The following is a 26,812-nucleotide window of genomic DNA, read 5'->3' on the forward strand; positions in this document are numbered from 1 at the left end:
CTTGAATGTTCTAAAATCCATACGTGAAAAAGCGGGATACACCCAATCCGATTTGGCTAACAAAACTGGACTATCCCTTCGTACCATCCAGCGATTAGAGGCCTCAAATAAAGTCCCAAAAGGCTTCTCGCTTAACGCTTTAGCCAAAGAATTTGAGATGGAACCCTCGTCTTTACAGGCGCTTTATCAGCAGGTGAAACAATCACAAGATTCTGAAATAACAACAATAAGAATTATCAACCTATCCATATTATCTTTTTTAGGTATTCCTTTTGGCAATCTGATATTTCCATTTCTTATCTGGCAGCGCAATAGAGAATTGGAATTGGTCAATACGGTTGGGCGGCGCATTGTAAATTTTCAAATTTTATTTTCATTAAGCTTGTCCTTGCTTCTAATTTTAAGCCCATTTACCATTTCTAGATGGTTTCCAGGCATACCAGTTATGCTACTTGTTTTTGCTCTTGCTTATGCCTTTAATATTTTAATTGTCATAAGAACTGGACTTAAAATTCAACGTCAGAATTTGGATTTTTTACAACTTTCTTTCAGATTAATTTAGGACCATTTTAGGTAATTGTCGTAAAAATGGCGGCATGTAAACCCATGCTATTACTGGGTTTACTTATTTCTTTGTCGCCAAACAATTTTAAAATCATTAATCAAATCTTACTACGACATGAAAAAAATAATCGGTTACAGTTTTCTGGGATTCTTATGTCTCAGCCTAATTTTTGGATTTATCAGCATCAGAAATATTAATACTAATTTTTTTAAGGAACGACCCGCCTATTTACAACTTAGTCATCAATCCAAGCCTATGAATTTTAAATGGACCAACAATAACATAGAAGGCCATATAGAAAATCAATCCTCCATGCTGTTACCAGTTAAAATTGGAACACTTGAGCACAATCTCCATGTGCAATTCGATACTGGAGCTCCTAACTCGTATATCTATGAGAAGGACCTTATTTCGTTAAGGAAACTGGGGTGTTACATAAAAGAAATCAAAAAGAATGGGGCTAGATTTGTAGAAAATTTAGAGATGGAATTGGGCGGACAGCAGATCTCATTGTCGATGATAATGATATATCCTAATTATGGCACCAACTTTAGCACTGAATTTAATGCTAACTCCACTTATATCATTGGTACAATCGGTAGCGATATATTAGTTGATAGAATTACTTCTATCGATTTTGAAAATCAAGAACTTCAATTTTTTGAAAAGCGTCCTACCTGGATGGATGAAATCAACAGTTTCAAACCGTTTGACTTTCCTGGTCGCCGTATAATGCTGCCAGTAACTATTGATGGTAAAACATACGAATTCTTATATGATTCTGGGTGCTCAGCCTTCGGCCTTATTACAACAAAACAACGTTTTAATAAATACACAGATAATACTGCACCCATCGTGACCTATGATGCAAAAAGTTGGGAAGACAAAATACACATCAATAGCAAGCCGAGTGATCATAAGTTTACCATAGCAGACCAAGAATTACCCCTGAAGCGTGTTTCTTATGTTGACATGTATTCCATGCTACAGCCAATAGCTACGGTATTAACGCGAATAGGTGGTTGGATGGGTAATCAATCGCTTAATGAAAGTCAATTGATTTTAGATACCCAAACCAATCAATTCACAGTTATCCCATAATTGATCTGATTTAGATGTAACCGATCCAGGCACTTGTGTTCGCCTAAACAATTTAAAGGCACCAGGTGTCTGGTCATTGGTTGATCTTGAATGTTTTCTTGCAACAAGTCCTACTGTAACAAATCCTCAATTCAATAGTCTTATGGTTGTCGTCCAAATTTAAAAGGATACAACTAACATCAATCAATTAAGACTTAATCCATGATTAAATTATGTCGCTACGGGCTTCTTCTTTTTATAGTTTCCAGCCAAATAGCCCAGGCACAATCAAATATTGACACTCTATTAGTTAAGGAATTACAATTGCGATTTGAAGCAGATCAATTTGCAGCAAATAACGCCGTTCCCCCAGCCTCTCACAGTCACTTATCATTAAAAGAATGGAAGGCTACTAAGGATAGTATTTATAGATCTAATCAGGTTCGTGCCGAACAAATTCTGAATAAATATGGCTATCCGGGCTACGATGTTCTGGGTAAAAATGGCACCTACTTATATTTCGCGCTGGTACAACATGCTGATCATGATCCTGAGTTCCAAAAACGTGCTCTAAATATGATGCGCCATGAAGTTGAGTATCAGAATGCCAGCCCTCAGGACTTTGCATTTCTAACCGATCGAGTAGAACTAAATACTGGTGGAAAACAAATTTACGGGACTCAAGTTACTTATAATCTTATATCTGGCAAGGCCTCGCCTAGATCCACAATTGATCCTGACCAAATAAATGAGCGACGTGCAAAAGTTGGCCTAGAACCTATTGAAACCTATTTGGCTGATATGACAGACTCACACATGAAGAATAATTCGGTAACGGGTGGTGTCACTAATGTAGCATTACTCCTGTTGTTAGGTCTGTCCTTAGCGGCCATTTTTCTCACCATAATTGTGCGTAAAGTACGTAAACGAAAAAGCAGGCGGTTATTCAGCTAATAGTTCGGCTACAAAACCTTCGAATTCTTGTTTAAATTCAAGATACTTATCGCCGGTGGCCGGACCATTAAATCCTGTATGAATCTTTCTAACCCTGCCTTGCTTATCTATAAAGATTGAGGTTGGATAAGACAACACATGGTTGAGCATAGGCAACTTTTCATTAGCTTTTCCCTTGTCCGACGAACCATATTGAGCCAACAAAATTGGATAGTCTATTTGGAGTCGTTTCTGTAAACGCTCAATTCCCTGAAAGGCCTTTTCTTTAGTTTTAGCATACTCAAAGGCGAGGGCTACAATTTCAAAGCCTGCATCTTGATTAGCCTTGTAAAACTGAGTATAGTATTTACTTTCATCCAAACAATTAGGGCACCAAGTACCCATTACCTGGACCACGACTACTTTGCCCTCAAATTCTGGATTACTTAAAGAAATGATATTGCCCTCGGAGTCTGGAAACTCAAATTCCAATGTATCATACCCTTCTTTTAAAAAGGTCAACGAATCGGCACTTGGCAACTCATAATTAGGATTACGCTTGGCTATGAAAGGTTCCTTCCAATGGTTTCCTGAATAAAATTGTCCTTTCATAGTAGAATCAGTCACCTCAGCCACAAACACAAAGGCATGGGCCCCATCGAAAGCAGAAACTCGCATGGTTTGATTGTCCATAACTCCTTCCAGATATCTATAATCGCCAGTTGTAGTTCTAAAAGTACCAGTTACTTTATTACCATCTTGTTGGAAAATACCCTTAGCCATGTACTCATCTCCTTCCATGCCCTCCGAAAACACCACTTCCCAAACACCTGAGACATCTGTATTGGCCTCACCTGCTCCAAACCGGTTGGTATTTCCATAATCTGCATAAAATGACACAACACGATCAAGACTTTCTTTTGTAAAATGACCAGATAAATCGCCGCTTTCATTGATGGCCGCTGCAATAAATCCCTCGAAAACTGGTGCTTGAATATAAACAGAGTCATTTTTGTAGGTTACCTGATCTACTGTAATCACTTCCTCTGCATTATAAATTTCTAAATGAGATTCATCTATTACCTTAAAGATAAACGGAAGTTCTTCATTGTCCTGTACTGTTAACACAGCCCGGTACACCCCCTGTTTTAAAACTGGTGAATTGGGTTGATCCTTGCAACTTAGAACAAGCATTAAAATAATAGCGTAGAGCAAAGAATGGCGCATAAATTTTGTTTTGTAAAGAGTTCGAAATAACAACAAATCCCTTACATAAAAAAGGTTATTTAGCATTTCATTAAGCAAAGAGGATTGCTATCTTTGTCTGCTATAAAAAACCCCTATGAAGATTTCGTATAACTGGTTGAAACAGTTTATAAAAACTGATTGGAGCGCCGAAGAAACGGGTGCATTATTGACGGATTTAGGATTAGAGATCGAAGGTATTGAGACCTTCGAATCTGTGAAAGGAGGGCTAAAAGGGATTGTGATTGGTGAAGTACTTACCTGCGAACAACATCCTAATGCAGACCGATTAAAGGTAACTACCGTTGATGTTGGAGATAGTGAAGCTTTACACATCGTTTGTGGGGCTCCAAATGTGGCCAAAGGTCAAAAAGTACCAGTTGCAACGGTTGGAACAACGTTATATACTCCAGAAGGAGAGGCCTGGACCATTAAGAAAGGTAAGATTCGTGGTGAAGTAAGTGAAGGAATGATTTGTGCTGAAGACGAATTAGGATTAGGTCAATCACACGAGGGCATTATGGTACTAGACAGCACCTTAAAAGCTGGTACGTTAGCAGCCGATGTTTTTGATATTGAAAATGACGAGATATTTGAAATTGGTCTTACGCCTAATCGTGCTGATGCCATGAGCCATATGGGTGTGGCCCGAGATTTACGAGCTGGCCTCATTCAAAAAGAAATTACGAAAGAACTTATTACTCCATCGGTCATGTCTTACCACGTTGACAGAAGAACTTTAAAGATGGAGGTTGATGTTCAGGATCTGGACCGTGCGCCAAGGTATTGCGGAGTTACTTTAGTTGGATTAAAGGTTGCTGAGTCACCAATTTGGTTACAAAATCGATTGAAAGCTATTGGCTTGGCCCCTATCAATAATATTGTAGATATCACCAATTATGTACTACACGAATTAGGGCAACCCTTACATGCCTTTGATGCCAATAAAATCAAGGGAAATAAGGTTGTAGTTAAGACGTGTAAAGCAGGCACTAAATTCACCACACTTGACGGCGTTGAACGTGAACTTCATGAAGAAGATCTTATGATTTGTGATGCCGAAAAACCAATGTGTATTGCTGGAGTATACGGTGGCATAGATTCGGGTGTTACTGAGGGTACTACTTCTATCTTCTTAGAATCGGCCTATTTTGATCCTGTTAGCATCAGAAAGACTGCCAAGCGTCATGGCTTAAATACAGATGCATCTTTCCGTTTTGAGCGCGGAATAGACCCTAATATTACCGAATATGCTCTCAAGCGAGCTGCCCTCTTGATTGTTGAAATTGCTGGCGGCGAAATTGCAAGTGATATCGAAGATGCTTACCCTAAAAAAATTAAAGATATAGAGGTTCGTTTAAGCTTTGATAACGCGAAAAAATTGATCGGAGAAGAAATTCCAAGAGAAACAATAAAAAGTATATTAACCTCTCTCGAGATTAAAGTAAACAACGTTACTGAAACTGGTTTGGGATTAACCATTCCAGCCTATAGAAATGATGTGCAACGTGAGGCAGACGTTATTGAAGAAATTCTTAGAGTTTATGGCTATAATAATGTAGCTACCACCAACAAATTAAATGCTTCTATTTCCAACTCTTCAAGATTTGAGGATTACAAACTGCGAAATGTCATTAGTAATCAGCTAGTCGCTCAGGGCTATTTTGAAATAATGACTAACTCGTTGACAACAGCAAAATATTTGGAGTTAAGTGAGCAATTAAAAGAAGAGCACAATGTGGAAATGTTGAACCCCCTATCACAAGATCTCGGAGTGATGCGTCAATCCATTTTGTTTTCTGGTTTGGAAGCCCTGTCTCATAACATTAACAGAAAACGAGAGAATCTTAAATTCTTCGAGTTTGGTAAAACTTATCACCAGTATTCAGAAGAGCGCGAAGAGTACAAACATCTCGGCTTATTTCTAACTGGAACAAAAGAAGAAGAACGCTGGAATGGTAGTTCCGATAGTGTTGATTTCTTTTTCTTAAAAGGATCTGTTGATGGAGTTTTAAATCGTTTGGGACTTTCCAATTTTCAAACCAATCCTATCAAATCCGATTTGTTCTCAGAAGGTATTAGCCTTAATCAAGGAAAACAAAAACTCGTGCAATTAGGTCTTGTTAAAAAGTCCATCATTAAAAGTTTTGGAATTGACCAGCATGTCTTCTATGCCGATTTTAACTGGAACAGTATTCTTACATTGGTTCAAAGCCAGGACATCAAGTTTAAAGCCATCCCCAAGTATCCTGAGGTACGCAGGGATTTTGCATTGCTTATAGACAAGCAAGTTGAATTTAAAGCCATTTCAGAAATTGCCAGAAAGACTGAAAAGGTTCTTTTAAAAGATGTGAGTCTCTTTGATGTGTATGAAGGCAAAAACCTTCCTGATGGTAAAAAAAGTTATGCTGTAAGCTTTATTCTTCAGGACGAACGCAAAACACTTACTGACAAACAGGTTGATAAGGTGATGAAGAAACTTCAGAGTAATTTTGAGCGTCAATTAGGTGCGGAACTGCGTTAAGAATGCGTTAGTTCTCTTATAATTGCTTCGTGTTTAGGAAATTGTTGAATTAGTTCAGATCGAGAAGGCATTACAAAATCCTTGAAATCAAATCCAGGGGCCACTGTACAACCTGCCAGACTGTAATGACCACCTGAGCACACTCGCGCTGCAAAGTAGTCACCACCGTGCACGACAAATTGAGGAACCTCTCCATAATTTAACTGATTTCCTACAATCACTTTTTGGTAACTTCCATCTGGAGAAATAATGTGTAATTCAAGTGACGATCCTTTATAAAAATGCCACATTTCGTCTTGTTTAATTTTGTGAAAAGCGGAAATCTTTCCTTGCAGTAATAGGTAATAAATTCCAGTTGAAAAACTCCTTATACCTTCATAGCCACTAAGTTCCAAAGCCCCAGTGCTGCGGTAGGTTTCTCTATAATAACCTCCTTCTGGATGGACTTTTAAATCAAGTTCTTTTATAATAGTATCTGCGGTCATAATTAACGGTTAACCTAAGGGACTAAACTTTATTACGGATTTAATCTTCCAATTTGAATTAATCCTTATTTTTAATCACTCAAAATTATGAAATAATGGCTAACATAACCTTAGGCGGGACTCCCGTTGAAACTATTGGCGAACTACCTGAAGTTGGTAGTAAAGCGCCAGATTTTAAATTAACCGGTGTAGATTTAACAGATGTTTATTTAGATGATTTTGCTGGAGAGGCTGTGGTTCTTAATATTTTTCCCTCAGTTGATACCGACGTTTGTGCACAATCGGTTCGGAAATTTAATGAAAAGGTAAGCTCCTTAAAAAACACTAAAGTTCTTTGTATTTCTAAAGATTTACCCTTTGCTATGAAGCGTTTTTGCGGAGCTGAAGGACTCGAAGATGTGGTGAGCCTGTCAGATTATAAAAGTGGTGCCTTTGGCACAGATTATGGAGTTGCCTTTACTACAGGTCCATTTGAATCCCTACTATCAAGATGCATAGTTGTTATCGACGCTAATGATCAAGTGGTTTACACGGAACAAGTAAGCGAAATCGCCGACGAGCCAAATTACGAAGCCGCTTTAAAGGCATTGAAAAATGCATAATGCCTAAAGAGCCTTTTTTATTAAACAGATTAAAGAGTGTTGGCTTCGCCTTTAAAGGTATGGTATTACTTTTAAAGACTGAAGCCAGCATTCAACTACAATTTTTTATAGCCCTTGCCGTTACTGCGGCGGGGTTTTATTTTAACATTTCTACTACTGAGTGGGTAATTCAGATCGCTATGATAGGATTGGTTATGAGTATTGAGGGTTTAAATACGGCCATTGAATCCATGGCGGATTTTATTCATCCTGAACATCACCACAAAATTGGACGTCTCAAAGATATCGCGGCAGGGGCCGTTTTCATCGCAGCCATAACAGCCGTAATCATTGGTGGCATTATATATCTTCCCAAGTTGCTCTAAATACCAAAACCATTAGGATAAACGTTACTTATTTGTATTTTTGTTTTAACCTAATGCTGCTTGATGGCTAAAAAAACAACCAAGGCAAAACCCAGGAAAAAAGCCTCCAAAAAATCCTTTTCATTAAAACTTTCTAATCAGCAAAAACTTGTATTTGGAAGTTTGCTGATAATTCTTAGTGTCTTGCTATTTGTTTCGTTCTTGTCGTTCCTATTTACAGGAAAGGCAGACCAGAGTTTACTATCTGAATTTCCTAATCGAGATGAAGAAGCCCAAAATTGGGCGCGATTGGTGGGTGCACAACTTAGCGACTTATTTATTATGCGTGGTTTTGGTATCTCCTCATTTATATTTTCTGGTCTTTTATTTCTGTCTGGGGTCTACGTAGCGCTTAACCTTAATAAAGCCAAGTTACTTAAGCATTGGATCTGGGGGTTTTTAGTGGTGATTTGGTGTTCATTATTTTTTGGGTTTTTTACCCATACCTATGATTATCTGGGTGGAGTTATTGGTTTTGAAATAAACCACTTATTACAAGACTACATTGGCAAAATTGGCACCATCCTGGTGTTGATATTTGGCTTGATTACATACGCAGCGATTAGGTTTAAAGTCACCGGTGAACAAATGGTGGGTTGGTTCAAACGTGCTAAAAAAGATTTAGAAATAAAAGAAGAGTCGGTTGCATTGGAATCTGACGTGGCGCTTGTAGATAATTCACTTTCAGAAGAAGCCGACGCTATCAAGTCTGCATTTGAAATTCCGCTTGAAAAACCAGAACCCACAATTAGCAATCATTCCACCTTAGAGACTAAAACTAAGGTTAAGGAGATTCCAAAAAAAGATCTCGAAGTAATAGAACCCGAACCGGAACCTGAAATTGAGTTAAAGGTTGAAGAAACAGTAGAAGAATCTGAGATTAATAAAAAATCCAAACAGCTAGTAGAGGATTTCGGGCAATTTGATCCCACATTAGAGTTGGGTAAATTTCAATTTCCACCACTAGATTTATTGAAAAAATACAACAATGAGAGTATTGCAATCAATCAGGAGGAACTTGAAGAGAACAAAAATCGTATTGTAGAAACGCTCAATAATTACAAAATTGGGATCGCCAGTATTAAGGCAACAATTGGACCCACGGTGACCTTATATGAAATTGTCCCTGATGCTGGAATAAGAATATCAAAGATCAAAAATTTAGAGGACGATATCGCACTATCACTTGCTGCACTGGGTATTAGAATAATCGCCCCTATTCCAGGAAAAGGTACTATTGGAATAGAAGTACCTAATAAAAATGCAACGGTAGTGTCTATGCATTCTACCATTGCCTCTAAAAAGTTTCAAACCTCAAAAATGGCCTTACCAGTGGCTTTGGGTAAAACTATTAGTAACGAAACCATGGTGGTGGATCTGGCGAAAATGCCTCACTTGCTTATGGCAGGGGCCACGGGTCAAGGAAAATCGGTAGGGTTAAATGCTGTCTTAACGTCATTGCTGTATAAAAAACATCCGGCTGAAGTCAAATTTGTACTGGTAGATCCAAAAAAGGTGGAATTAACCCTTTACAATAAAATTGAAAGGCATTATTTAGCTAAACTACCGGATAGTGAGGATGCCATAATAACAGACAATACAAAGGTCATCAACACCTTGAATTCGCTGTGTATTGAAATGGACAATCGCTATGAACTACTTAAAAATGCCTTCTGTAGAAATATTGCAGAATACAATGAGAAGTTTAAAGCAAGAAAATTGAATCCTAATGATGGGCACCGCTTTCTTCCTTATATTGTTTTGGTAGTCGATGAGTTTGCAGATCTTATAATGACTGCTGGTAAAGAAGTTGAAACCCCTATTGCTCGATTAGCCCAATTGGCACGAGCCATTGGAATTCACCTTATCATTGCCACCCAAAGACCGTCTGTTAACGTGATTACAGGAATAATTAAAGCAAACTTCCCTGCTAGAATCGCCTTCAGGGTGACCTCAAAGATTGATTCACGGACAATTTTAGACGGTTCTGGTGCAGACCAATTAATAGGGCGTGGAGATATGCTATACACGCAGGGTAATGATATGATTCGAATTCAGTGTGCTTTTGTAGACACTCCTGAAGTTGAACGCATCACTGATTTTATTGGGTCTCAAAAGGCCTATCCCGATGCTTATCTTCTTCCTGAATACATAGGAGAAGATGGAGAAAGTAGTTTAGATATCGATATTTCAGACCGGGACAAGTTGTTCCGCGAAGCTGCTGAAATTATTGTTACCGCACAACAAGGTTCGGCATCGTTATTGCAAAGAAAACTGAAACTAGGTTACAACAGAGCTGGAAGGTTAATTGATCAATTGGAAGCTGCTGGCATTGTTGGTCCGTTTGAGGGCTCAAAAGCCCGTAAGGTCCTTATTCCAGATTTTGTTGCCCTAGATCAACTTTTAGAAAACGAAAAACAATAGTAAAAGAAACAAAATGAAAAGGATTTTAGGCGTTTTAATTTTGATGGTTGGATGTTTGACTTTCGCCCAAAATGATACCGAAGCAAAAGCACTTCTTGAGGATGTAAGTACCAAGGTTAAACAATACAACAATATTATCATTGACTTCAAGTACGAACTGGAAAATTCAGCAGAAAACATCAAGCAAACTACCAAAGGCGACGTCACCATAGCCGGAGAGAATTATGTTCTCAATGTTCTGGGTATTACCCGAATGTATGATGGAAAAACGCTGTATACTATTAGCCCAGAAGATGAAGAAGTCACTATATCTTCTGATAACACTGAAGAAGAGGGCACCATAACCCCTAGTAAAATGCTCAGTTTTTATGAGGAAGGATTTACTTATAAAATGGATATAGTTCAGAGTATTAAAGGACGTAAGATCCAATATGTAAAACTAAATCCAATGGATACCAATTCGGAAGTTGAACAAGTACTCTTAGGTATTGATGCCACTACAAAACATATCTATAACCTTATAGAAATTGGGAAAAACGGCACTCGAACCACCTTAACTGTTAATTCTTTTCAAACCAATCAACCACTATCAGATACCTTATTTACATTTGATGAAAGTAAATACCCTGAGTATTTCATCAATAAAATAGACTAAGGTTGAAGATTTTAGATCGCTACATACTTACCACCTTCTTAAGAACTTTTTTGAGCGTCTTTACCATATTGATGTTCATTTTTGTATTACAGACCATTTGGTTATACATAACAGAACTGGCAGGGAAAGATCTGGACATCTTTGTAATTGGAAAGTTCCTTCTTTATTTCACCCCAAATCTGGTCACCTTAGTATTACCCTTGACAATTTTGCTCGCCTCTATAATGGTCTTTGGTAATTTTGCTGAGAATTATGAGTTTGCAGCCATGAAGGCCAATGGCATATCACTGCAACGTGCCATGCGTAGTTTAAGCATTTTTATTTTTGGTCTGGCTATAGTTGCATTCTTCTTTGCTAACAACGTTATTCCCTGGGCTGAATATGAATCCTATAATTTAAGGAATAACATCGCTAAATTAAAACCTGCCATGGCCATTGCTGAAGGTCAATTTAACGAGATTGGTGGGATTAATATACATGTCGAGGAAAAAAGTGGCGATCGCGGTCAATACTTGAAAAATGTAACAATTCACCAAAAAAAGTCAGCTAAAAGAGGGAATTACACTGTAATAAGAGCTAATGAAGGAGAGTTAATAAGTAGTGAAGACTCTAACATTTTGTCTTTAGAACTCCTAGATGGTAATTATTACGATGAATTGGTAAGTAAAAACATGCGCGATTACATTAGTAAGAAACCTCATGCTCAAAGTACATTTGATCGCTATATTCTTAATGTAGATCTCGCAGAAATCAACCAGCAAGATCTTGATGACAAGGACATCACTGATCGTTTTAATATGCTTCCTATAAGTGGTTTAAGACGCTCAATAGCACAAAAAAATAAGGAACGTGATACCGCCTTTAAAGACCACGCTAAGACACTTTATAACAGAACAACATTTGACGCCCTAAGGATTGATATCAATCCAGCGAAAGACTCAGTTTTTGACGGTGAATCCATTCTTGAATTGCTATCGACTCCTACAAAAATTCAGGTGCTCAATTTAGCATCAAGTATGACAAGCAGTACCTTAAGTATTATTCAATCAAGCGAAACTCAATATGAAATAAAAAAAGTCATTTTAAACAGACATATCATCGCACTTCACGAGAAATATGTATTGGGTCTTGCCTGTATTATTTTGTTTTTTGTTGGGGCGCCTTTAGGTGCTTTAATTCGTAAAGGAGGTATAGGTCTTCCTCTGGTTATTGCCATTTTGTTGTTTTTATCTTATCATTTTATCGGAGTATTCGCAAAAAATAGTGCGCGCAACGGCACCATTAATCCTGTAATAGGCGCTTGGTTATCTACGCTAATTATGTTGCCATTGAGTATTTATTTGACATCTAGAGCCACTAAAGATCGTGGTTTATTTGAGCTTGATTTTATCACGGTTCCTCTTAAGAAATTTTTTAAGTTCAAATCTAAATCGGATCTGGAGGGTCTGCAGAACACCCAATCCTATAGTTATTATGCTAAATACAGCGATGACCAATTGATAGATATTGTTAAGGAGCAGAATGAATTTGATTTGGATAAACGCCCTAAACAAATTGCATTACAACACCTGTCAGATCGGTTTGTTAGTCTGGAAGTACTTGAAGAGAAAGGTCTGCAAATCCCAGATCAACTGAAAAAAGCAAAAAAATTACTTAAAGATTATAAAGACTATTCAAAAACCACATTTATTAGCTATCTAATCGGGGGCATACTCATAGGTTTATTTTTTATTCTTAAAAATAATAAGCTCATGGAAGTGGCTATTTCTGCAAAGAATCTAGCTGCTGTGGCTTTAGTATTCTTTATTATTTATAGCGTTGTATCTACTATAGTTTACAGGAGGTTTTATAGCATTCTTGGAATGAAGCAAAAACGTCTTAAGCCAATCTTAATTCTCCTAGCTTTACCTATCTATCCACTTAAGTACTTATTTCTCAATAGAAAAATGCGCAGTGACTACCATTATGCCTGCCTTGATACTATAAATTAGCCGTATCTTTGCACGATTAAAGAAAACACCATGCCAACAGAAGTGAAAGATCCACAGATTATGCTGAACACCATTCAAGAAGCAATTGAAGATATTAAACAAGGGAAGGTCATTATTGTGGTAGATGATGAAAATCGTGAAAATGAAGGAGATTTTCTGGCGGCGGCAGAGACCGTGACACCAGAGATGATCAACTTTATGGCCACGCATGGAAGAGGCCTTATTTGTGCTCCATTAACAGAACAGCGTTGTAAGGAACTGGACCTTCATATGATGGTAAGCAACAATACTGATCCTATGGAAACCGCATTTACCGTTTCGGTTGATCTCAAAGGTAATGGTGTGACCACAGGAATATCAGCCAGTGATCGAGCCAAGACGGTTCAAGCCTTAATGAATCCTGAGACACGTACTTTTGATTTGGCAAGACCCGGACACATTTTCCCTTTAATTGCTAAAGAAGGTGGTGTTTTAAGGCGCACCGGACATACTGAAGCCGCTATTGATTTTGCACGTTTGGCAGGATTTAAACCTGCTGGAGTCATCGTTGAAATCATGAATGAAGATGGAACCATGGCAAGGATACCACAACTAATAGAGGTGGCTAAACGTTTTGATCTCAAAATTGTTTCAATTGAGGATCTAGTTGCTTACAGGATGGAGCACGATTCCTTAATTGAGAAAAAGGAAGACTTTGACATCGAGACCCGTTTTGGTCAGTTCAGGCTAAGAGCGTATCAACAAACAACCAATAGTCAAATGCATTTAGCCTTAACCAAAGGCAGTTGGTCTGCTGATGAACCAGTACTAACAAGAGTTAATTCAACTTTGGTTAATAATGATATTCTTGGCACACTTACCAATAATGCTGATCAGAAATTAGATGGTATGTTCAACACCATTAATAAAGAAGGAAAAGGGGCCATTTTGTTTATAAATCAGCAACCAAAAGCAATTAATCTCTTAAATCGCTTAAGTGTTTTAAAGGCCAATCAAAAACAAGGTAAAATCGTTAAAGCACCAAGGATTACTATGGACTCTAAGGACTTTGGAATTGGTGCACAGATTCTGCACGATCTCGGTATTAGTAAGATTCGTTTAGTGTCCAACAGTGAACAAACCAAACGTGTTGGAATTATTGGTTATGGTTTGGAAATCACCGAATACGTCGGTTATTAGTTCTTAACAAATCTTAGGGTATCTCTATTGCCATTAGAGTAAACAGATAAAAGGTACACGCCTTTGGCCAACTCCGAAACTTGAACTTCATTTGCAGAAGGACGCTTAGAATGTACTAATTGTCCAAGTGTATTATGTACTTCAACTTTGTCAATTTGATAGCTAGTGTTAATCGTTAGAATATCATTTACTGGATTAGGAAAAACTCTTAATTCCGGTCTCTGATACTCCTCCGTACTTAACTCAGCATTTTGATAAACCCTTACATAGTCTATAACCATACTGCTTTGACTAAACGAAGGATCAATGGTTCCGGCAAATCCACCCATTGCAATATTTAAGATGAGATACTGGTCTTTATCGAATGGCCAGGTGGCATCGTCTTTAATTGCTGGATTATAAGTATAAAAACCAACACCGTCTATGAGAAATGTAATTTGATTTGGTGACCAGTTCATTGAGTACACGTGAAACTCGTTAGCAACATCCGGTAATGGCATAACTGCAGTATTAACGGTATTACCCGAACTAGAAGGAGTATGAAGTGCCACACTCACTTCATTTACCCCATGCAACCCATGTTCCATAATATCAATTTCTCCGCAAGCTGGCCATCCAACTTCTCCAAAGCCCTGAGTTTCCCAATAGGCGCCTGCCTCATTAATATTCTTCCCTAGGGTCCAGATGGCGGGCCATGTTCCATTACCAAAGGGTAGTTTAGCTCTAACGTCTACACGACCATAGGTGAAGGCAAATTTTGAATTTAATCGTGCCGAAGTATATTCTTTCGTCTCACCTTGATCGGTAAAATTCTCTTTAATGGCTGTAATATTAAGAAAACCATCCTCTACCGACGAATTTTGCTCTCTATTGGTATAATGCTGTACTTCACCATTAAACCAGCTTCCACCCGCTGGTAATTGCGTCTGGTGAAACCAATTGTTGGAATCTATGGATCCATTAGGCCCATCAAACTCATCTGCCCAAACCAGAAGATCATAAACCACATCTATTTCGTTAGGGTCCGTAGGTTCGGATCCGTCGTTTATATCATCAATTAGATAGGTTCCAGGCACCGTCAAACCGCCATCTACAAAGATGACTAATCTTGAATAGTTTCCAGTCGCATTAGTGGTATTGACTGTGCCACTGAGGGTGGCATTGGAAAAATCGAACTCTAAATCATTCTTCCACCCGGCCCCAGAAGTGTTGACCACAACTTCTACATCATCATTATCACCATTCTCAAACTTCACCACAATATTATGGGCATTGGGATCAAACTGGTAAAAGGACAGTGTAATAATTTTATCACTGTCGAAATTCACTGGTTGGTTCAAATCTAAATAGAAACCCTGCCAAGCCACAGCCCCATCATTGAAGAACTGCCCCACTTGATTGCTTCCGTCCTCAGGATCAGTATTCGCAGAAAAGCCACTACCATCAAAAGCAGTAAATACATCTGCATTATCGGTAAAATCAACTGGCATACTTTGCCCTGATACAAAATGTGATAGTGTTAGAGAAACAACTAGTACTAGAATATTCTTCTTCATCATTTATTTTTTGATAAAGATAGTGGAGCGAGACCCTGGGTCAAAACATTTTACCTTAACACCGCCTGTACAATGCTTGCCATTTTTGCAGCTCTGGCCTGAACTTCCGCTTCAGTCCAAGATAATTTAATAAGACAAGACAGGTTTCTGGCAATGAAATGGTCTGACTGACTGTAATCATTAGTAGCCAGAGTAGATAAGGCTTTTTGAACCTCTGGTGCCAATCTGTTTAAAGAAAGGGACTGTTTTAAGTGGTCCCACTTCCTAACATAGTGCCAGTTGTTATCAAAATAGTGAAAACATGCATCGATTCCTTGTTCAGAAAAGGCTTTTGCTACTGCTCTTGCCGACTCAAGGTCGGGTAAAAAGAAATTAATAAACGCGCCACTCAATTCCCCACCTTCAGGAACTTTTCGCATCGTAACACCTGGAATCCCCGAAATGGCTTCCTCGATAATCTGATGATAGGATTGCTGACGTGCCACAAATTCCTTAAGTCGTCTCACCTGAGCCAATCCTACAGCTGCATGTAATTCTGAAATTCTAAAATTATAGCCTAGAAATGGATGGGTTTCCAAACCACGGTTATCGCCCACATGATCATGTCCATGGTCTGAATAATGATCTGATTTAATGTAGTAGTCCTGATTATTGGTCACCACTGCCCCACCCTCACCACAAGTCATGGTTTTAACAAAATCGAATGAAAAGCATCCCAAGTCAGCGATACTGCCTAATGGTTTCCCTTTATATGAGCCCCCTATAGCTTGACAAGCATCCTCAACAAAAACGAGATCGTGTTGCTCACAAACGGACCTTAATGCATCCATATGCCCCATACTACCACACATTTGAACAACCATAACAGCCTTGGTCCGTTCCGTTATAGCATTTTCCACAGCTTTTGGATCCAAGGTCAGGGTATCATCAATATCCACAAGAACCGGCGTAGCACCGAGCATTAGTATAGCTTCAAAACTAGCCACAAATGTAAACGTAGGCATAATTACCTCATCACCATAACCCACGCCAGCCGAGGCTAGTGCAACAGATACGGCTGCCGTACCACTTGAAACCAATTGCGCATGTTCCACTTTAAGAACTCTGCTTAGCTCCTTTTCGAGCGATTTGGCCTTCCAATGACCATTGCGCATGGGATCAAATCCATAACGCATTAGCACACCATTATCCAACACATCATTAACCTCTTTCCGTTCGGCATCGCCAAACATTTCAAATCCGGGCATAAGTATTATTGCGTTTGAAGAAAATTAAAATATGTAGACATTTTAGTTTTAGAAAAATCCGTTTGAAGACCTCCCTTAACTTCTTTATGCTTATCTGTAGCTATTACTGCTGGGAATTGACGATCCTCATTGTAGACCCGTATCAATCGATTGCAATACATCATGGCGACATCTGAGGAATTATTACCAGAATCACAGTTAATCTCAAGAAGAACATAATCGTCTGATAAGGATTTAAGATCAGGATTGTTAAGAAAATTATCTTTCAATCTTCGATTTTGAGATGCCTCAATGTCTGCGTCAATAAAGAGTATTAACATTGGTTTCTGCTCCTTCGTTGATTTATCCAAGGCCTGAATATAATCTGTTTCAAACACTTGAGCTTCAGTATCATGAAGTCCAAACCCAATCCATATTAAAATAACAATCAGTAGTTTTTTCATATTCTAGAATATCCCCAAAGATAACTCAATAATCATAACAATTACATCTCAATCACCGTCTGAGATAGGTCTTTTCTAACTTTCTTCAGATCAGAGAAAAAATCGGTTTCAGAACGGAAACCCACGGGTAACAATAAAACAGATTTTAGACCTATTTCATGTAATCCTAGTTCATCATCAAAGGCTTCAGTTATAAACCCTTCCATTGGACAAGAATCGATTTCTTCCATAGCACAGACCGTCATAAGATTACCGAGAGCAATATAAGCTTGGTTGATCGCCCATGATAATTTCTTGTCTTCAGGCATTTGAGAAATAGTCTCAGTCAAATGTGATTTAAATGGAGAAATCACCTCATCCGGGGTCTGTCTGATACGTTGCAAATTGGCAAAATGGGACTCCACATCCGAGGCATCAATTTGATTCTGAACACATATTACCAATAAATGACTGGCATCTACCACCTGGGCTTGATTATAGGCGTGCTTTACCAACTCCTGCCTAAGAGATTTATCCGTTACTACCACTAACTTTAAAGTTTGTAAACCATAAGACGTAGCGGTTAGATTAAAGGCTTCTTTAAGAGTTTGAATCTGGTTATCTGATAGAAGACGGTCTTTATCAAAAGACTTGGTGGCATAGCGCCATTTTAATTGTTGTAAAACGGACATAGCTTTTTTTTGCAAAAATAAGGATTAACAGATTGATTTATAGGATAACTATCGATTCAAATTGCAACCCTTGACACCAAGATGGAGACTGATTTAGTTGGCTATTAGCTTCATTTTAATACCCAAATTTGACAAATAAATACTACAAAAATATTTGAATATTACTGGTTTTTAGTAAATTACACCCAACAGGTGACCAAAATAATGAGAACATTAGTCCAAATCCTAATGCTGTTTTCTTTAGCATTGCAAGCTCAGGTGACATCGATAATCCCCAATACTAAATTGGCTGAGGAAGATGTTACAGTAGCTCTTAATTCTACACAGGATACCTTAATTATTAAAGCAGATTCTGGAGATATAAGTAAAGTAAGCATCATTCAGCGTGTCAGTTGGGACCGCAGTATTAGAACCTCGCCACTAACCGCAAATAGCACCAATACTTATAAAATCCCTCTGCACCAATACAGAATTGGAGCCTATACGGTAGAAGTACATTTTAAGCCACACATCTATCCCTTTAAAATGTTTAGAGTAAAGCACATCCCCTACGATATGTCTTTAAATCCTAATATTAGATGTTATAGGGCAGAGTATGGAATTGTTAGCGGCTTTAGTGGTTATACTGGCGAAATAAAGGCACTAACCAAAAAGCGAATGGACGAACTCATCCTAAAGTTTGAAACTGATAAATTCACAAAAACAGGCTATGAAAACTGGTTAAAGGTATATGCAGTCTTTGAGGACCAGTCAGAGAAAACTTATTATGAGGTTGACTGAACAGAGGAAGCCAATAAAAAATTAACCCTTCTACATACTATTTGATTTTAAACTCCTGGGTCATTCAATTATTCTATGAATAGAGTAAAACAGCCGTGATACATTAGTCAAAATTATGACCAGCTCAAACCCTTAATCTTAATTTAGAATTAATTAAAATTGTAAATTTTAACGACTTAATGTAAATAATTGATTTCTAAATGTTTAAATTTCAAGATCCCTACAAGGGGATTTAATTAATAGCGCAAAAAATAAAAATTATCTAACTAGTCAAAGGTTGCTACTAGCGAGATACAATAATTTGTGCTATGATAAACGTAAAAACGGCAATAGTTGATGCCGATCCACTTTTCATCGACTACTTCAGATCTGCACTTAGAAAATTTTGTTCTGGTGCAGAAATTCTTGGAATTGCCGAGAATACAAAAGATGGTCTTGAAATAATTAAGAACCAAAAATTAGATTTGGTGTTTTTGGGCACTGATTTAAAAGACGGTTCAGGTTTCAAGTTATTGGACCTTGCCAAAAAGGCAACCTCAAGTTTACCTGAAGTTGTATTTCTTTCAGAAAATGACCAAAGTGCTTTAAAAGCCATACGATATAAACCATTGGATTATATAATTAAACCCGACTCATTTGATGAGATTGAAGAACGAGTTAAAGAGGCTTGCAAAGAACTTGAAAAAGAATTGTCCAAAATTGACAACAACAAAAATGGTTCAGCATCAATTTCTTCGAGTAGTAAAGTATTAAACTTTGTAGCCATTCCAAACCGTAAAAAAATCGAGCTCATAAAATTAGAGAACATCATTTACCTGGAGTCCGATGGTAGATATACCCATTTCCATTTGACTTTGGATAATAAAGTCTTAACCTCTGTAAAAAACTTAGGGGAATACGAAAAACTTCTCGATAACCCATCGTTCTTTAGGATACATAACAGTTATATAATCAATCTACTTCATGTGGATAATATTTACCGTGCCGATGGTAATTATTGTATTTTACAAAATGGTAAAGCTTTACCCATTGCAAAACGTCGAATATCAGATTTGGAGTCCCATTTAAAATTGAAATAGAGCCGAAAATTTTTCATGTCAGATCTGATTAATAGTAAGTAGAAGCTATATTTAAATGGAAATATTACATAAGACTAGGAATACTTTCTAATTACATCTCATCAAAGATTGCATTTTATTAGGTTATCATACATAATAAGAATCTGCTATAAATAATCCAGCGAGTTAAATAATTCAGGTCATCTATACAACATTACTACTCATCAATAAAATACATGTAAGTTATCGAATTGATTCTTAAAGTTTTACAAGTGAAGATATCTTTGCCTTGATATTATTTTATAAAATATTTCCTACTTAATAGAATGTTTAATCGATAAAATTTAACATTTTAACCTATAAAAATACCGTCCATACGTTTAATCGACCGTTTATTACATTGTACTTCATTAATTGCTAAAGTTGTACTAAGTTGGTATTAAATTAATTAACGTCTTATGAAAGACAAACCTCAAATCACCTCAAATCATGAAACTTCAATTACACCTCATGATCTTATCTATTCTGTATTTTGGGATAGCCAACAAAGATCAAAAATCAAGCTCACTAGCATTCACATGGAGTAGCGAAAACTCCATTACACAAACTGATGCTGAACTGGCAAAAACTAATTCTTTTCAACCCGTTCTTTATAATACACGCTTGCTTATAAATAATGGTATAAATCAAGAAGGTACCGACTTCTATTTTACTCAAGGGGCCAGCACGTCGTTGGATCCTGGTTATGATGCTATGTACCCAATGGGAAACCCACCTGCGTTTTCCATTTATTCATATTTGGTAGAAGGTGACCAAACGGTTCCTTTGGCCATTCAGTCCTTAAGCGATACTGATTGCGAAGATATTACCATATCTATAGGTGTTAATGCCCCTGCCAATCAAGAACTCACCTTTAGTATAGCACAAATGGACATGCCAGAAGGTATTAAAGCATTTATAGATGATACGGTAGCAGATGTAAGAACTGATCTAACCGAAGAAAATTATACTTTAACGCCTCAGGAAAGCTTGAACGGACCTGGACGCTTTTTTGTAAGATTCCAGCAAGTAGAAAGCACCTCTTTATCAACACAGGAAGCCAATTTTAATGAGATCAAAATCTACTCGAACTCAATTCAAGAAACAATTGAAATATCTGGCTCGTTCGACTTTGAAACTGCGGTTAGATTGTATAATATACAAGGTCAATTGATTAAAACGTTCGATATTAATCCTCAAGACAATGGTCTAAGTTTAGAAACAAATAATTTGGACTCTGGACTTTACTTAGTAAAACTATCTAATGGACACCAAGAAAAAACAACAAAACTATTACTGAATTAAAAAAATTAATTGTTAACTACAATTAAGCTACGTTCTTATTTTTAATCCCTTAAAAACCCCTTAACTAATTTTGTTAATGGGGTTTTTATTATTGATTTTACTAGACTTAATTCGTAATACAACATTATCTCTATATCCAACAAAAAACCCGCAACAAATGTTGCGGGTTTTTTTGCGGAGGAAGAGGGATTCGAACCCCCGGAGGTGTGACCCTCAACAGTTTTCAAGACTGCCGCATTCGACCACTCTGCCATTCCTCCTTAAGCGGGTGCAAATATAAAACCCTTTTTGTTGCTTCCAAAACATTTATGTCGTTTTTTAATTTTGAAACAACTGTTCTTGCCAATCCAAATTTTAGAATCATCAATCCCTCTTCAAATAGAACTTAATCCAAAAGATTCTTAATTTTGAGCTTCAACAAGACAACCCTGTATGAAGGAAATACTTAAGATAACTGGCCTCATATTTGCGCTGGTAGCAATTATAATGAGCACTACAAAGTTCTATAGTTTATCATTGATACCCGCAATTTTAGCTGTTATTATCGGGGGTGTGTACTTTTATTCGACCAAGAAAGCGGGGGCAGATACAAAACCAGTACAATACATTAGTTTATTGATTTTTATGACCATAATTATGTCTGTATATCAACATTTTGTTGGCACTCAAAAACCAATTCCACCGCAAGAATTACCTAATTTTGATTTTCCAGAATTAGATTCTACAAAAACCAAATAAGCATCTAAAAAAAATTCCAATAACAAGATGTTTACGATGCACCATTGAAAAATGAAAATATTGTACTTTTATTGCCCAAATCTTAAGCCTTGAAATCTTTTTTTGCTTCGTTTTTATTTCTTGTAGGTTCCTGTGCAACGTTACGGCATAGTGAAAAGGTAGAAAAACTTAGGAACAGTATTCAATTTTCTGATAGAGAGCTAGTATCCCAGTATATGGCTACTATAAGCCAGGAAGAGCTAAAGGAATTTGTATATCAGGTGGCTTCCGATAAGTATATGGGTAGAATGACTGGTCAACCCGGACACGACAGTTTATGTAATTATTTAATTAACTACTACAAAACTCTAGAATACCAGTCTCCAAAAGGATATCCCGATTATAAACAGATTGTACCAAAGGAAGCACTTCCTCCAGGAGTCAATTCATCGTTGAATGTTATTGCATTTATTGAAGGGTCAGAGTATCCTAATGAGTATGTGTATATTACAGGGCATTCAGATCATGAAGGTGTTGTTGAAGGGTTAATTTATCCAGGTGCGGATGACAATGGCTCAGGTACAGCAGCGCTTATGGAAATAGCTGAAGCTTTTAAAATGGCTGAAAACAATGGTCATGGACCTAAGCGCTCACTAGTATTTTTACATGTCACAGCAGAAGAAATTGGTCTATATGGTTCTAAATATTACTCGGAAAATCCCATTTTTCCAATAGAACAAACTACAACAGTTCTAAATACAGATATGATAGGACGTGTGGACCCAAAGCACCAGGAAAACGAAAACTATATATACCTCATTGGATCTGACCGCCTTAGTACTGAGCTGGACTTTATAGCTCAGGAAGCTAATGAAACGTTTACCAATTTGGAATTAGATTACACTTTTAACGACCCTAAAGATCCTAACAGCTATTTCTTTAGATCGGATCACTACAATTTTGCAGATAAGGGTGTGCCTGTTATATTCTTTTTTAACGGCGAACATGAAGATTACACGAAGCCAACAGATACTCCTGAAAAGGTTAATTATCCCCTTCTTAAAAAACGTACTGATCTCATTTTTGCCACAGCTTGGTATTTGGTCAATGCTGAACAGCCAGTAACCAAAGAGGTACTTTAATGTTAAATTTGTTTAAAGGCATTTCAAGTCCCCCTAAAGTCTCTTATTTTTGGAATCCTTGCTCGTAAGGGCATTACTAACACTAACATTACATAAATGAAACGATTTTTTTTACTGGCCAGTACCTTGGCCATAATCACTGCTTGTGGTTCAGGAAAAACAACCACTTCCCAAACAGAAACCACAACCAAAACTACAATTGTTAGCGATGCAGTAGCTAGCTCACCACAAACTTATGCCGCCACTATTACATCCAACGAGTTAAAGGAACTGCTGTATACCTATGCCTCTGATGAATTTGAGGGTAGAGAAACTGGAAAACCAGGACAGAAAAAAGCCATCGAGTATTTGAAACAGCAATACATTGCCATGGATATGGAATCACCTTTAAAGGGGGATAACTACTTTCAGGAAGTTCCTTTAGCCGAGCAAAAGACTTCTGTTGCCATGGTGACTATTAATGGACAATCCTATGAGGCCTTTGATGATCATATAGTAGCACTTATTAACGAGAGTGTGGATATTAATGCTAATGAAGTGGTTTACGTAGGCTATGGTATAGATGCTGAAAATTATTCCAACTATAAAGGTGTAGATGTTAAAGGAAAAATAGTTTTGGCTAAGCCAGGGGAACCAGTAGATGCCAATGGAAACTATGTAACGACAGGAACCACCGATCCATCTAAATGGACTTCTGGAAGGCAGGCTATCTCCAGTAAACGCAATGCTGCATTAGACAATGGGGCTGCTATTTTCATCTATACGGACGACAATCTGTTTCCTAGATATTCAGCCTACTTTAGAGGTCAATACGAGTCTGGAGCTGCTGGACGTTTATCGCTTAATGATTCAGATGATTCAATGTTAATGTTAATGACCAATTCTAAATTAGCAAAAGCACTTCATCCTGATATTGATACGGACGATAGTTCTAAAGTCATAAATACTGAAATCAGTGTGAAAGCAGAAAACAAATCTTCTAAAGTTGTATCTGAAAATGTGGTGGCTTTTATTAAAGGAAGTGAGAAACCAGATGAGATAATCGTAGTGTCATCCCACCTAGATCATATTGGAGTATCTGCAGAAGGGCAAGTAAATAACGGTGCCGACGATGACGGTTCCGGTACGGTAGCTGTGGTAGAAATAGCTGAAGCGTTTAAAGTTGCCCAATTAGCAGGAAACGGACCTAAACGATCGTTGTTGTTTTTACACGTAACTGGTGAGGAAAAGGGCTTATTAGGATCCAGATACTATACTGATATTGAGCCATTATTCCCTCTAGAAAATACTGTTGCCAATTTAAATATTGATATGATTGGGCGTGTAGATCCCAAACGAGAGGGTGACCGCAATTATGTCTATTTAATTGGAAGTGACAAATTAAGTACTGAATTGCATACCATTTCTGAGGAGGTAAACAGCAAATATTGTAATGTTGAATTGGATTATACCTATAATGATGAGAACGACCCTAATCGTTTTTACTACCGATCTGATCATTATAACTTCGCTAAAAATAATATTCCTGTCATCTTCTATTTTAACGGTACTCATGCGGATTATCACAGACCTAGTGATACTCCTGATAAAATTGAATATGACCTATTAGAAAACCGTGCACGCCTAGTATTCTATACGGCATGGGAGCTCGCCAATCGAGACGATCGTATTGTTGTTGATAAAGCGGTTGAGTAATACAGCTACTATTAAATTTAAAAATCCATCTGGTTTTGCAGATGGATTTTTTTATGGCACAAAAAAAGCCCTTCATTTCTGAAAGGCTTGGTCTTTTTGGGTGGAAGATCGGTCTCGAACCGACGACCTCCTGAACCACAATCAGGCGCTCTAACCAACTGAGCTACAACCACCATTTAAAATTGGACTGCAAATGTAAATGTTTTACCATATTCTTCAAAGTCTTTTAAAGACTTATTTCAAATCAGTGGCTTTGCCTCTAACAACATAATAAGCTGACTTCAGTTACAAACAAACTAAATGTTAAACCCCATACCTACTCCCGACAAAGCATTAGTCTGTACTAAAACAAAACATTTGTAAGAAATTTTTTAATATCTTATTTTTTTCTTTATTTCTTAATATTAAAAAGAAGCGAGATGATTAGAACCTATTGGATAACCGCAATTTTAGTATTTGGATGCAGTTTTTTATTTGGTCAAAACAGCTCTGATACCTGCGCAAATGCTCAAGCACTATGTCTTGAAGATGATTTTACTTACCAAAACACCAGTAATTCCTCTAGTGCAGAAGCAGGGCCTAATTATGGCTGTTTGGGAATCCAACTAAATCCTGCTTGGTTCGTACTTCAGGTAGCTCAAGGGGGAGATATCTTATTTGATATGACGCAAAGCACAGAGCCAGGTGGAACCCCCAACCTTGATATTGATTTTATTGCTTATGGCCCGTTTTCAGAGATAGAAAATGTTTGTGAGTCTCAGCTAACATTTGATAATATTGTTGTTTGTAGTTACACACCAGGTGGTTCTGAATCAGTTTCAATAACTGATACGCAAAACGGAGACTACTTTCTGCTAATGATTACAAATTTTTCTAACCAACCAGGATATGTAACAATCACTCAAAATTCAGGTTCTGCTGCATTAAATTGTGATCTTTTATCAAATAACCAACCTGACTTTGAAAGCGCTTCCGTTCATCCAAATCCTGTAAGCAACTACCTTAAAATAAATCTTAATCTTCCAATGGCAGACTACAAGGTATTTGATACCAGTGGTAGAGTCGTACTAAATGGCATCCTTAATAATAATCAAATCGACGTGAGTCATCTTCCCAAAGGGACTTTCTTCTTAACCCTAAATAATGCCGAGGGTAAGACCCTTACTTACAGATTCATTAAGTGATCACAATAAATCTAAAAGACTACCTACAGCCAGACAACGCTCTACTGTAAAGCCTTCTGCGAAATCACAGCCAACCAACCGGCCCAAATTCCTTGCTCGATATTTGACACTATCTGTAAAGTTCTTGCTGGAAATCGGCGTTTCCGGTTCCTCACTGTTAGGATCGTAAAACTGAGTCTTATAGGCTAAAACAGCATTCATTTTAGCATCCATAAAATCCGTGATATCCACCGCCACATCTGGCTCTAAGTCCTTCCATTGAATATAGTGATACACGGCTTTTGGTCGCCATGGTTCCTGCCAATCATCTTCATCTTCGTGCTTGGTATCTATTTTGAGTAAGCCACTTAAAAAACAAGCATCGCTCACCAACTGGCTTCCTTTAGCATGGTCTATATGCCTGTCTTCAATAGCATTACAAATAACAATTTCAGGCTGGTACAAACGGATCATTTTTATAAGCTCCAATTGATGCGTCTTATCATTAATAAAAAACCCATCAGCAAATTCCATATTGGTTCTGACCGCCACCCCTAAAATCTGAGCAGCATCTTTAGATTCTGCATCTCTAGTTTCAGCCGTACCACGAGTTCCTAGTTCACCTCGCGTTAAATCAATAATACCAACTTTTTTCCCGTTAGCAACTTCCTTAGCAAGGGTGCCTCCGCAGCCCAATTCTACGTCATCTGGATGTGCACCAATGGCTAGTATGTCTAATTTCATTTATTTATGGTGTAGTTACAACCTTCAAAAATATTAAAAAGCCAGTGATTTACTGAGAGTATTTAAGGCAGTTATGAACAGTGTTAGGAATCTTTCAATAAATGCATAGAAAGACTAACTTTATTAAAAAAATTGCGAAGGCCCCGATAACATGATATTAATCAT

At 37.6% G+C, this 26,812-nt stretch carries 24 protein-coding genes and 2 tRNA genes; 17 read left to right on the plus strand and 9 right to left on the minus strand.

The window, feature by feature from the left end; genetic code table 11:
- Position 1 precedes the first annotated feature (1 nt).
- The 3 genes from DN064_RS12855 (at position 2) to DN064_RS12865 (ending at position 2,599) form a co-directional block, all read left to right on the plus strand.
- Positions 2-562 (plus strand): DUF4870 domain-containing protein, encoded by a 561-nt coding sequence (locus DN064_RS12855; RefSeq protein ID WP_115463072.1) that lies wholly within the window; start codon positions 2-4, stop codon positions 560-562.
- A 117-nt stretch (positions 563-679) separates the two neighbouring features.
- On the plus strand, positions 680-1,666 hold the full coding sequence (locus DN064_RS12860) for a hypothetical protein (RefSeq protein ID WP_115463073.1): 987 nt from the start codon (positions 680-682) through the stop codon (positions 1,664-1,666).
- Positions 1,667-1,867: 201 nt separating this feature from the next.
- Complete coding sequence (locus tag DN064_RS12865; protein WP_115463074.1) at positions 1,868-2,599, plus strand: DUF6624 domain-containing protein; 732 nt, start codon at positions 1,868-1,870, stop codon at positions 2,597-2,599.
- Here the strand turns inward: DN064_RS12865 and DN064_RS12870 are convergent.
- Positions 2,588-3,805 (minus strand): peroxiredoxin family protein, encoded by a 1,218-nt coding sequence (locus DN064_RS12870; RefSeq protein ID WP_115463151.1) that lies wholly within the window; start codon positions 3,803-3,805, stop codon positions 2,588-2,590. The genes DN064_RS12865 and DN064_RS12870 overlap by 12 nt on opposite strands.
- A gap of 115 nt (positions 3,806-3,920) precedes the next feature.
- Here DN064_RS12870 and pheT point away from each other — a divergent pair, with 115 nt between their 5' ends.
- Entirely contained in the window at positions 3,921-6,347 is a 2,427-nt protein-coding gene (pheT, locus tag DN064_RS12875; protein ID WP_115463075.1) for a phenylalanine--tRNA ligase subunit beta, read from the plus strand.
- Here pheT and DN064_RS12880 read toward each other — a convergent pair.
- Positions 6,344-6,832: a cupin domain-containing protein gene (locus tag DN064_RS12880; protein ID WP_115463076.1), complete on the minus strand. Its 489-nt coding sequence runs from the start codon at positions 6,830-6,832 to the stop codon at positions 6,344-6,346. The two genes, pheT and DN064_RS12880, sit on opposite strands and share 4 nt — an antisense overlap.
- A gap of 95 nt (positions 6,833-6,927) precedes the next feature.
- On the opposite strand from DN064_RS12880, the gene tpx reads away from it, so the two are divergent.
- From tpx to ribB, 6 genes are all read left to right on the plus strand, one after another.
- A complete protein-coding gene (gene tpx / locus DN064_RS12885; protein ID WP_115463077.1) occupies positions 6,928-7,434 on the plus strand; it encodes a thiol peroxidase in 507 nt (168 codons plus the stop codon).
- A complete protein-coding gene (locus tag DN064_RS12890) occupies positions 7,434-7,799 on the plus strand; it encodes a diacylglycerol kinase (RefSeq protein ID WP_115463078.1) in 366 nt (121 codons plus the stop codon). Before tpx ends, DN064_RS12890 begins: the two co-directional genes overlap by 1 nt.
- A gap of 63 nt (positions 7,800-7,862) precedes the next feature.
- The gene (locus tag DN064_RS12895; protein WP_115463079.1) at positions 7,863-10,262 is read left to right on the plus strand and encodes an FtsK/SpoIIIE family DNA translocase; all 2,400 of its coding nucleotides are present in this window, start codon (positions 7,863-7,865) and stop codon (positions 10,260-10,262) included.
- A 13-nt stretch (positions 10,263-10,275) separates the two neighbouring features.
- Positions 10,276-10,917 carry a LolA family protein gene (locus DN064_RS12900; RefSeq protein WP_115463080.1) on the plus strand — a complete coding sequence of 214 codons (642 nt, stop codon included), beginning with the start codon at positions 10,276-10,278 and terminating at the stop codon, positions 10,915-10,917.
- 2 nt (positions 10,918-10,919) lie between these two features.
- Positions 10,920-12,908 carry an LptF/LptG family permease gene (locus tag DN064_RS12905; protein WP_115463081.1) on the plus strand — a complete coding sequence of 663 codons (1,989 nt, stop codon included), beginning with the start codon at positions 10,920-10,922 and terminating at the stop codon, positions 12,906-12,908.
- A 30-nt stretch (positions 12,909-12,938) separates the two neighbouring features.
- The gene (ribB, locus tag DN064_RS12910; RefSeq protein WP_115463082.1) at positions 12,939-14,087 is read left to right on the plus strand and encodes a 3,4-dihydroxy-2-butanone-4-phosphate synthase; all 1,149 of its coding nucleotides are present in this window, start codon (positions 12,939-12,941) and stop codon (positions 14,085-14,087) included.
- Here ribB and DN064_RS12915 read toward each other — a convergent pair.
- Genes DN064_RS12915 through DN064_RS12930 form a run of 4 tightly spaced genes read right to left on the minus strand, consistent with a single transcriptional unit; the run spans position 14,084 to position 18,004 of the window.
- The gene (locus tag DN064_RS12915; protein WP_232827495.1) at positions 14,084-15,643 is read right to left on the minus strand and encodes a family 16 glycosylhydrolase; all 1,560 of its coding nucleotides are present in this window, start codon (positions 15,641-15,643) and stop codon (positions 14,084-14,086) included. The two genes, ribB and DN064_RS12915, sit on opposite strands and share 4 nt — an antisense overlap.
- A 50-nt stretch (positions 15,644-15,693) precedes the next feature.
- Complete coding sequence (locus DN064_RS12920; protein WP_115463084.1) at positions 15,694-16,890, minus strand: DegT/DnrJ/EryC1/StrS family aminotransferase; 1,197 nt, start codon at positions 16,888-16,890, stop codon at positions 15,694-15,696.
- A 5-nt stretch (positions 16,891-16,895) separates the two neighbouring features.
- Complete coding sequence (locus DN064_RS12925; protein ID WP_115463085.1) at positions 16,896-17,333, minus strand: thioredoxin family protein; 438 nt, start codon at positions 17,331-17,333, stop codon at positions 16,896-16,898.
- 41 nt (positions 17,334-17,374) lie between these two features.
- Entirely contained in the window at positions 17,375-18,004 is a 630-nt protein-coding gene (locus DN064_RS12930) for an NAD(P)H-dependent oxidoreductase (protein ID WP_115463086.1), read from the minus strand.
- Between the two features lie 204 nt (positions 18,005-18,208).
- On the opposite strand from DN064_RS12930, the gene DN064_RS12935 reads away from it, so the two are divergent.
- The 3 genes from DN064_RS12935 (at position 18,209) to DN064_RS12945 (ending at position 21,186) form a co-directional block, all read left to right on the plus strand.
- On the plus strand, positions 18,209-18,784 hold the full coding sequence (locus DN064_RS12935) for a hypothetical protein (protein WP_115463087.1): 576 nt from the start codon (positions 18,209-18,211) through the stop codon (positions 18,782-18,784).
- Between the two features lie 308 nt (positions 18,785-19,092).
- Positions 19,093-19,863 carry a LytR/AlgR family response regulator transcription factor gene (locus tag DN064_RS12940; protein WP_115463088.1) on the plus strand — a complete coding sequence of 257 codons (771 nt, stop codon included), beginning with the start codon at positions 19,093-19,095 and terminating at the stop codon, positions 19,861-19,863.
- A gap of 468 nt (positions 19,864-20,331) precedes the next feature.
- A complete protein-coding gene (locus DN064_RS12945; RefSeq protein ID WP_115463089.1) occupies positions 20,332-21,186 on the plus strand; it encodes a T9SS type A sorting domain-containing protein in 855 nt (284 codons plus the stop codon).
- A 175-nt stretch (positions 21,187-21,361) separates the two neighbouring features.
- On the opposite strand, the gene DN064_RS12950 is transcribed toward DN064_RS12945, so the two are convergent.
- A tRNA-Ser gene (locus DN064_RS12950) sits at positions 21,362-21,446 on the minus strand.
- A 172-nt stretch (positions 21,447-21,618) separates the two neighbouring features.
- Between DN064_RS12950 and DN064_RS12955 the strand changes: the two genes are divergently transcribed.
- The 3 genes from DN064_RS12955 (at position 21,619) to DN064_RS12965 (ending at position 24,740) form a co-directional block, all read left to right on the plus strand.
- The gene (locus DN064_RS12955; RefSeq protein WP_115463090.1) at positions 21,619-21,924 is read left to right on the plus strand and encodes a hypothetical protein; all 306 of its coding nucleotides are present in this window, start codon (positions 21,619-21,621) and stop codon (positions 21,922-21,924) included.
- An 89-nt stretch (positions 21,925-22,013) separates the two neighbouring features.
- A complete protein-coding gene (locus tag DN064_RS12960) occupies positions 22,014-23,045 on the plus strand; it encodes a M28 family metallopeptidase (protein ID WP_115463091.1) in 1,032 nt (343 codons plus the stop codon).
- Between the two features lie 96 nt (positions 23,046-23,141).
- Positions 23,142-24,740, plus strand: a complete 1,599-nt coding sequence (locus DN064_RS12965) for a M28 family peptidase (protein ID WP_115463092.1) — start codon at positions 23,142-23,144, stop codon at positions 24,738-24,740.
- Positions 24,741-24,838: 98 nt separating this feature from the next.
- On the opposite strand, the gene DN064_RS12970 is transcribed toward DN064_RS12965, so the two are convergent.
- Positions 24,839-24,914: transfer RNA gene (locus tag DN064_RS12970), tRNA-His, on the minus strand.
- Between the two features lie 245 nt (positions 24,915-25,159).
- Here DN064_RS12970 and DN064_RS12975 point away from each other — a divergent pair.
- Entirely contained in the window at positions 25,160-25,924 is a 765-nt protein-coding gene (locus DN064_RS12975; protein WP_115463093.1) for a T9SS type A sorting domain-containing protein, read from the plus strand.
- On the opposite strand, the gene bshB1 is transcribed toward DN064_RS12975, so the two are convergent.
- The gene (gene bshB1, locus DN064_RS12980; protein ID WP_115463094.1) at positions 25,925-26,647 is read right to left on the minus strand and encodes a bacillithiol biosynthesis deacetylase BshB1; all 723 of its coding nucleotides are present in this window, start codon (positions 26,645-26,647) and stop codon (positions 25,925-25,927) included.
- Positions 26,648-26,812 lie beyond the last annotated feature (165 nt).

The organism is Winogradskyella aurantiaca (assembly GCF_003362725.1).
In the GTDB taxonomy this organism is placed as follows: domain Bacteria; phylum Bacteroidota; class Bacteroidia; order Flavobacteriales; family Flavobacteriaceae; genus Winogradskyella_A; species Winogradskyella_A aurantiaca.

What these genes read in the sequence shown, in the direction of transcription:
- DN064_RS12930 (WP_115463086.1), bottom strand. Translation starts at nt 18,004, where the DNA reads ATGTCCGTTTTACAACAATTAAAATGGCGCTATGCCACCAAGTCTTTT.
- bshB1 (WP_115463094.1), bottom strand. Translation starts at nt 26,647, where the DNA reads ATGAAATTAGACATACTAGCCATTGGTGCACATCCAGATGACGTAGAA.
- ribB (WP_115463082.1), top strand. Translation starts at nt 12,939, where the DNA reads ATGCCAACAGAAGTGAAAGATCCACAGATTATGCTGAACACCATTCAA.
- DN064_RS12870 (WP_115463151.1), bottom strand. Translation starts at nt 3,805, where the DNA reads ATGCGCCATTCTTTGCTCTACGCTATTATTTTAATGCTTGTTCTAAGT.
- DN064_RS12920 (WP_115463084.1), bottom strand. Translation starts at nt 16,890, where the DNA reads ATGCCCGGATTTGAAATGTTTGGCGATGCCGAACGGAAAGAGGTTAAT.
- DN064_RS12955 (WP_115463090.1), top strand. Translation starts at nt 21,619, where the DNA reads ATGAAGGAAATACTTAAGATAACTGGCCTCATATTTGCGCTGGTAGCA.
- DN064_RS12975 (WP_115463093.1), top strand. Translation starts at nt 25,160, where the DNA reads ATGATTAGAACCTATTGGATAACCGCAATTTTAGTATTTGGATGCAGT.
- DN064_RS12915 (WP_232827495.1), bottom strand. Translation starts at nt 15,643, where the DNA reads ATGAAGAAGAATATTCTAGTACTAGTTGTTTCTCTAACACTATCACAT.
- DN064_RS12940 (WP_115463088.1), top strand. Translation starts at nt 19,093, where the DNA reads ATGATAAACGTAAAAACGGCAATAGTTGATGCCGATCCACTTTTCATC.
- DN064_RS12880 (WP_115463076.1), bottom strand. Translation starts at nt 6,832, where the DNA reads ATGACCGCAGATACTATTATAAAAGAACTTGATTTAAAAGTCCATCCA.
- DN064_RS12925 (WP_115463085.1), bottom strand. Translation starts at nt 17,333, where the DNA reads ATGAAAAAACTACTGATTGTTATTTTAATATGGATTGGGTTTGGACTT.
- DN064_RS12965 (WP_115463092.1), top strand. Translation starts at nt 23,142, where the DNA reads ATGAAACGATTTTTTTTACTGGCCAGTACCTTGGCCATAATCACTGCT.
- DN064_RS12895 (WP_115463079.1), top strand. Translation starts at nt 7,863, where the DNA reads ATGGCTAAAAAAACAACCAAGGCAAAACCCAGGAAAAAAGCCTCCAAA.
- DN064_RS12890 (WP_115463078.1), top strand. Translation starts at nt 7,434, where the DNA reads ATGCCTAAAGAGCCTTTTTTATTAAACAGATTAAAGAGTGTTGGCTTC.
- pheT (WP_115463075.1), top strand. Translation starts at nt 3,921, where the DNA reads ATGAAGATTTCGTATAACTGGTTGAAACAGTTTATAAAAACTGATTGG.
- DN064_RS12865 (WP_115463074.1), top strand. Translation starts at nt 1,868, where the DNA reads ATGATTAAATTATGTCGCTACGGGCTTCTTCTTTTTATAGTTTCCAGC.
- DN064_RS12900 (WP_115463080.1), top strand. Translation starts at nt 10,276, where the DNA reads ATGAAAAGGATTTTAGGCGTTTTAATTTTGATGGTTGGATGTTTGACT.
- DN064_RS12860 (WP_115463073.1), top strand. Translation starts at nt 680, where the DNA reads ATGAAAAAAATAATCGGTTACAGTTTTCTGGGATTCTTATGTCTCAGC.
- DN064_RS12935 (WP_115463087.1), top strand. Translation starts at nt 18,209, where the DNA reads ATGAGAACATTAGTCCAAATCCTAATGCTGTTTTCTTTAGCATTGCAA.
- DN064_RS12945 (WP_115463089.1), top strand. Translation starts at nt 20,332, where the DNA reads ATGAAACTTCAATTACACCTCATGATCTTATCTATTCTGTATTTTGGG.
- tpx (WP_115463077.1), top strand. Translation starts at nt 6,928, where the DNA reads ATGGCTAACATAACCTTAGGCGGGACTCCCGTTGAAACTATTGGCGAA.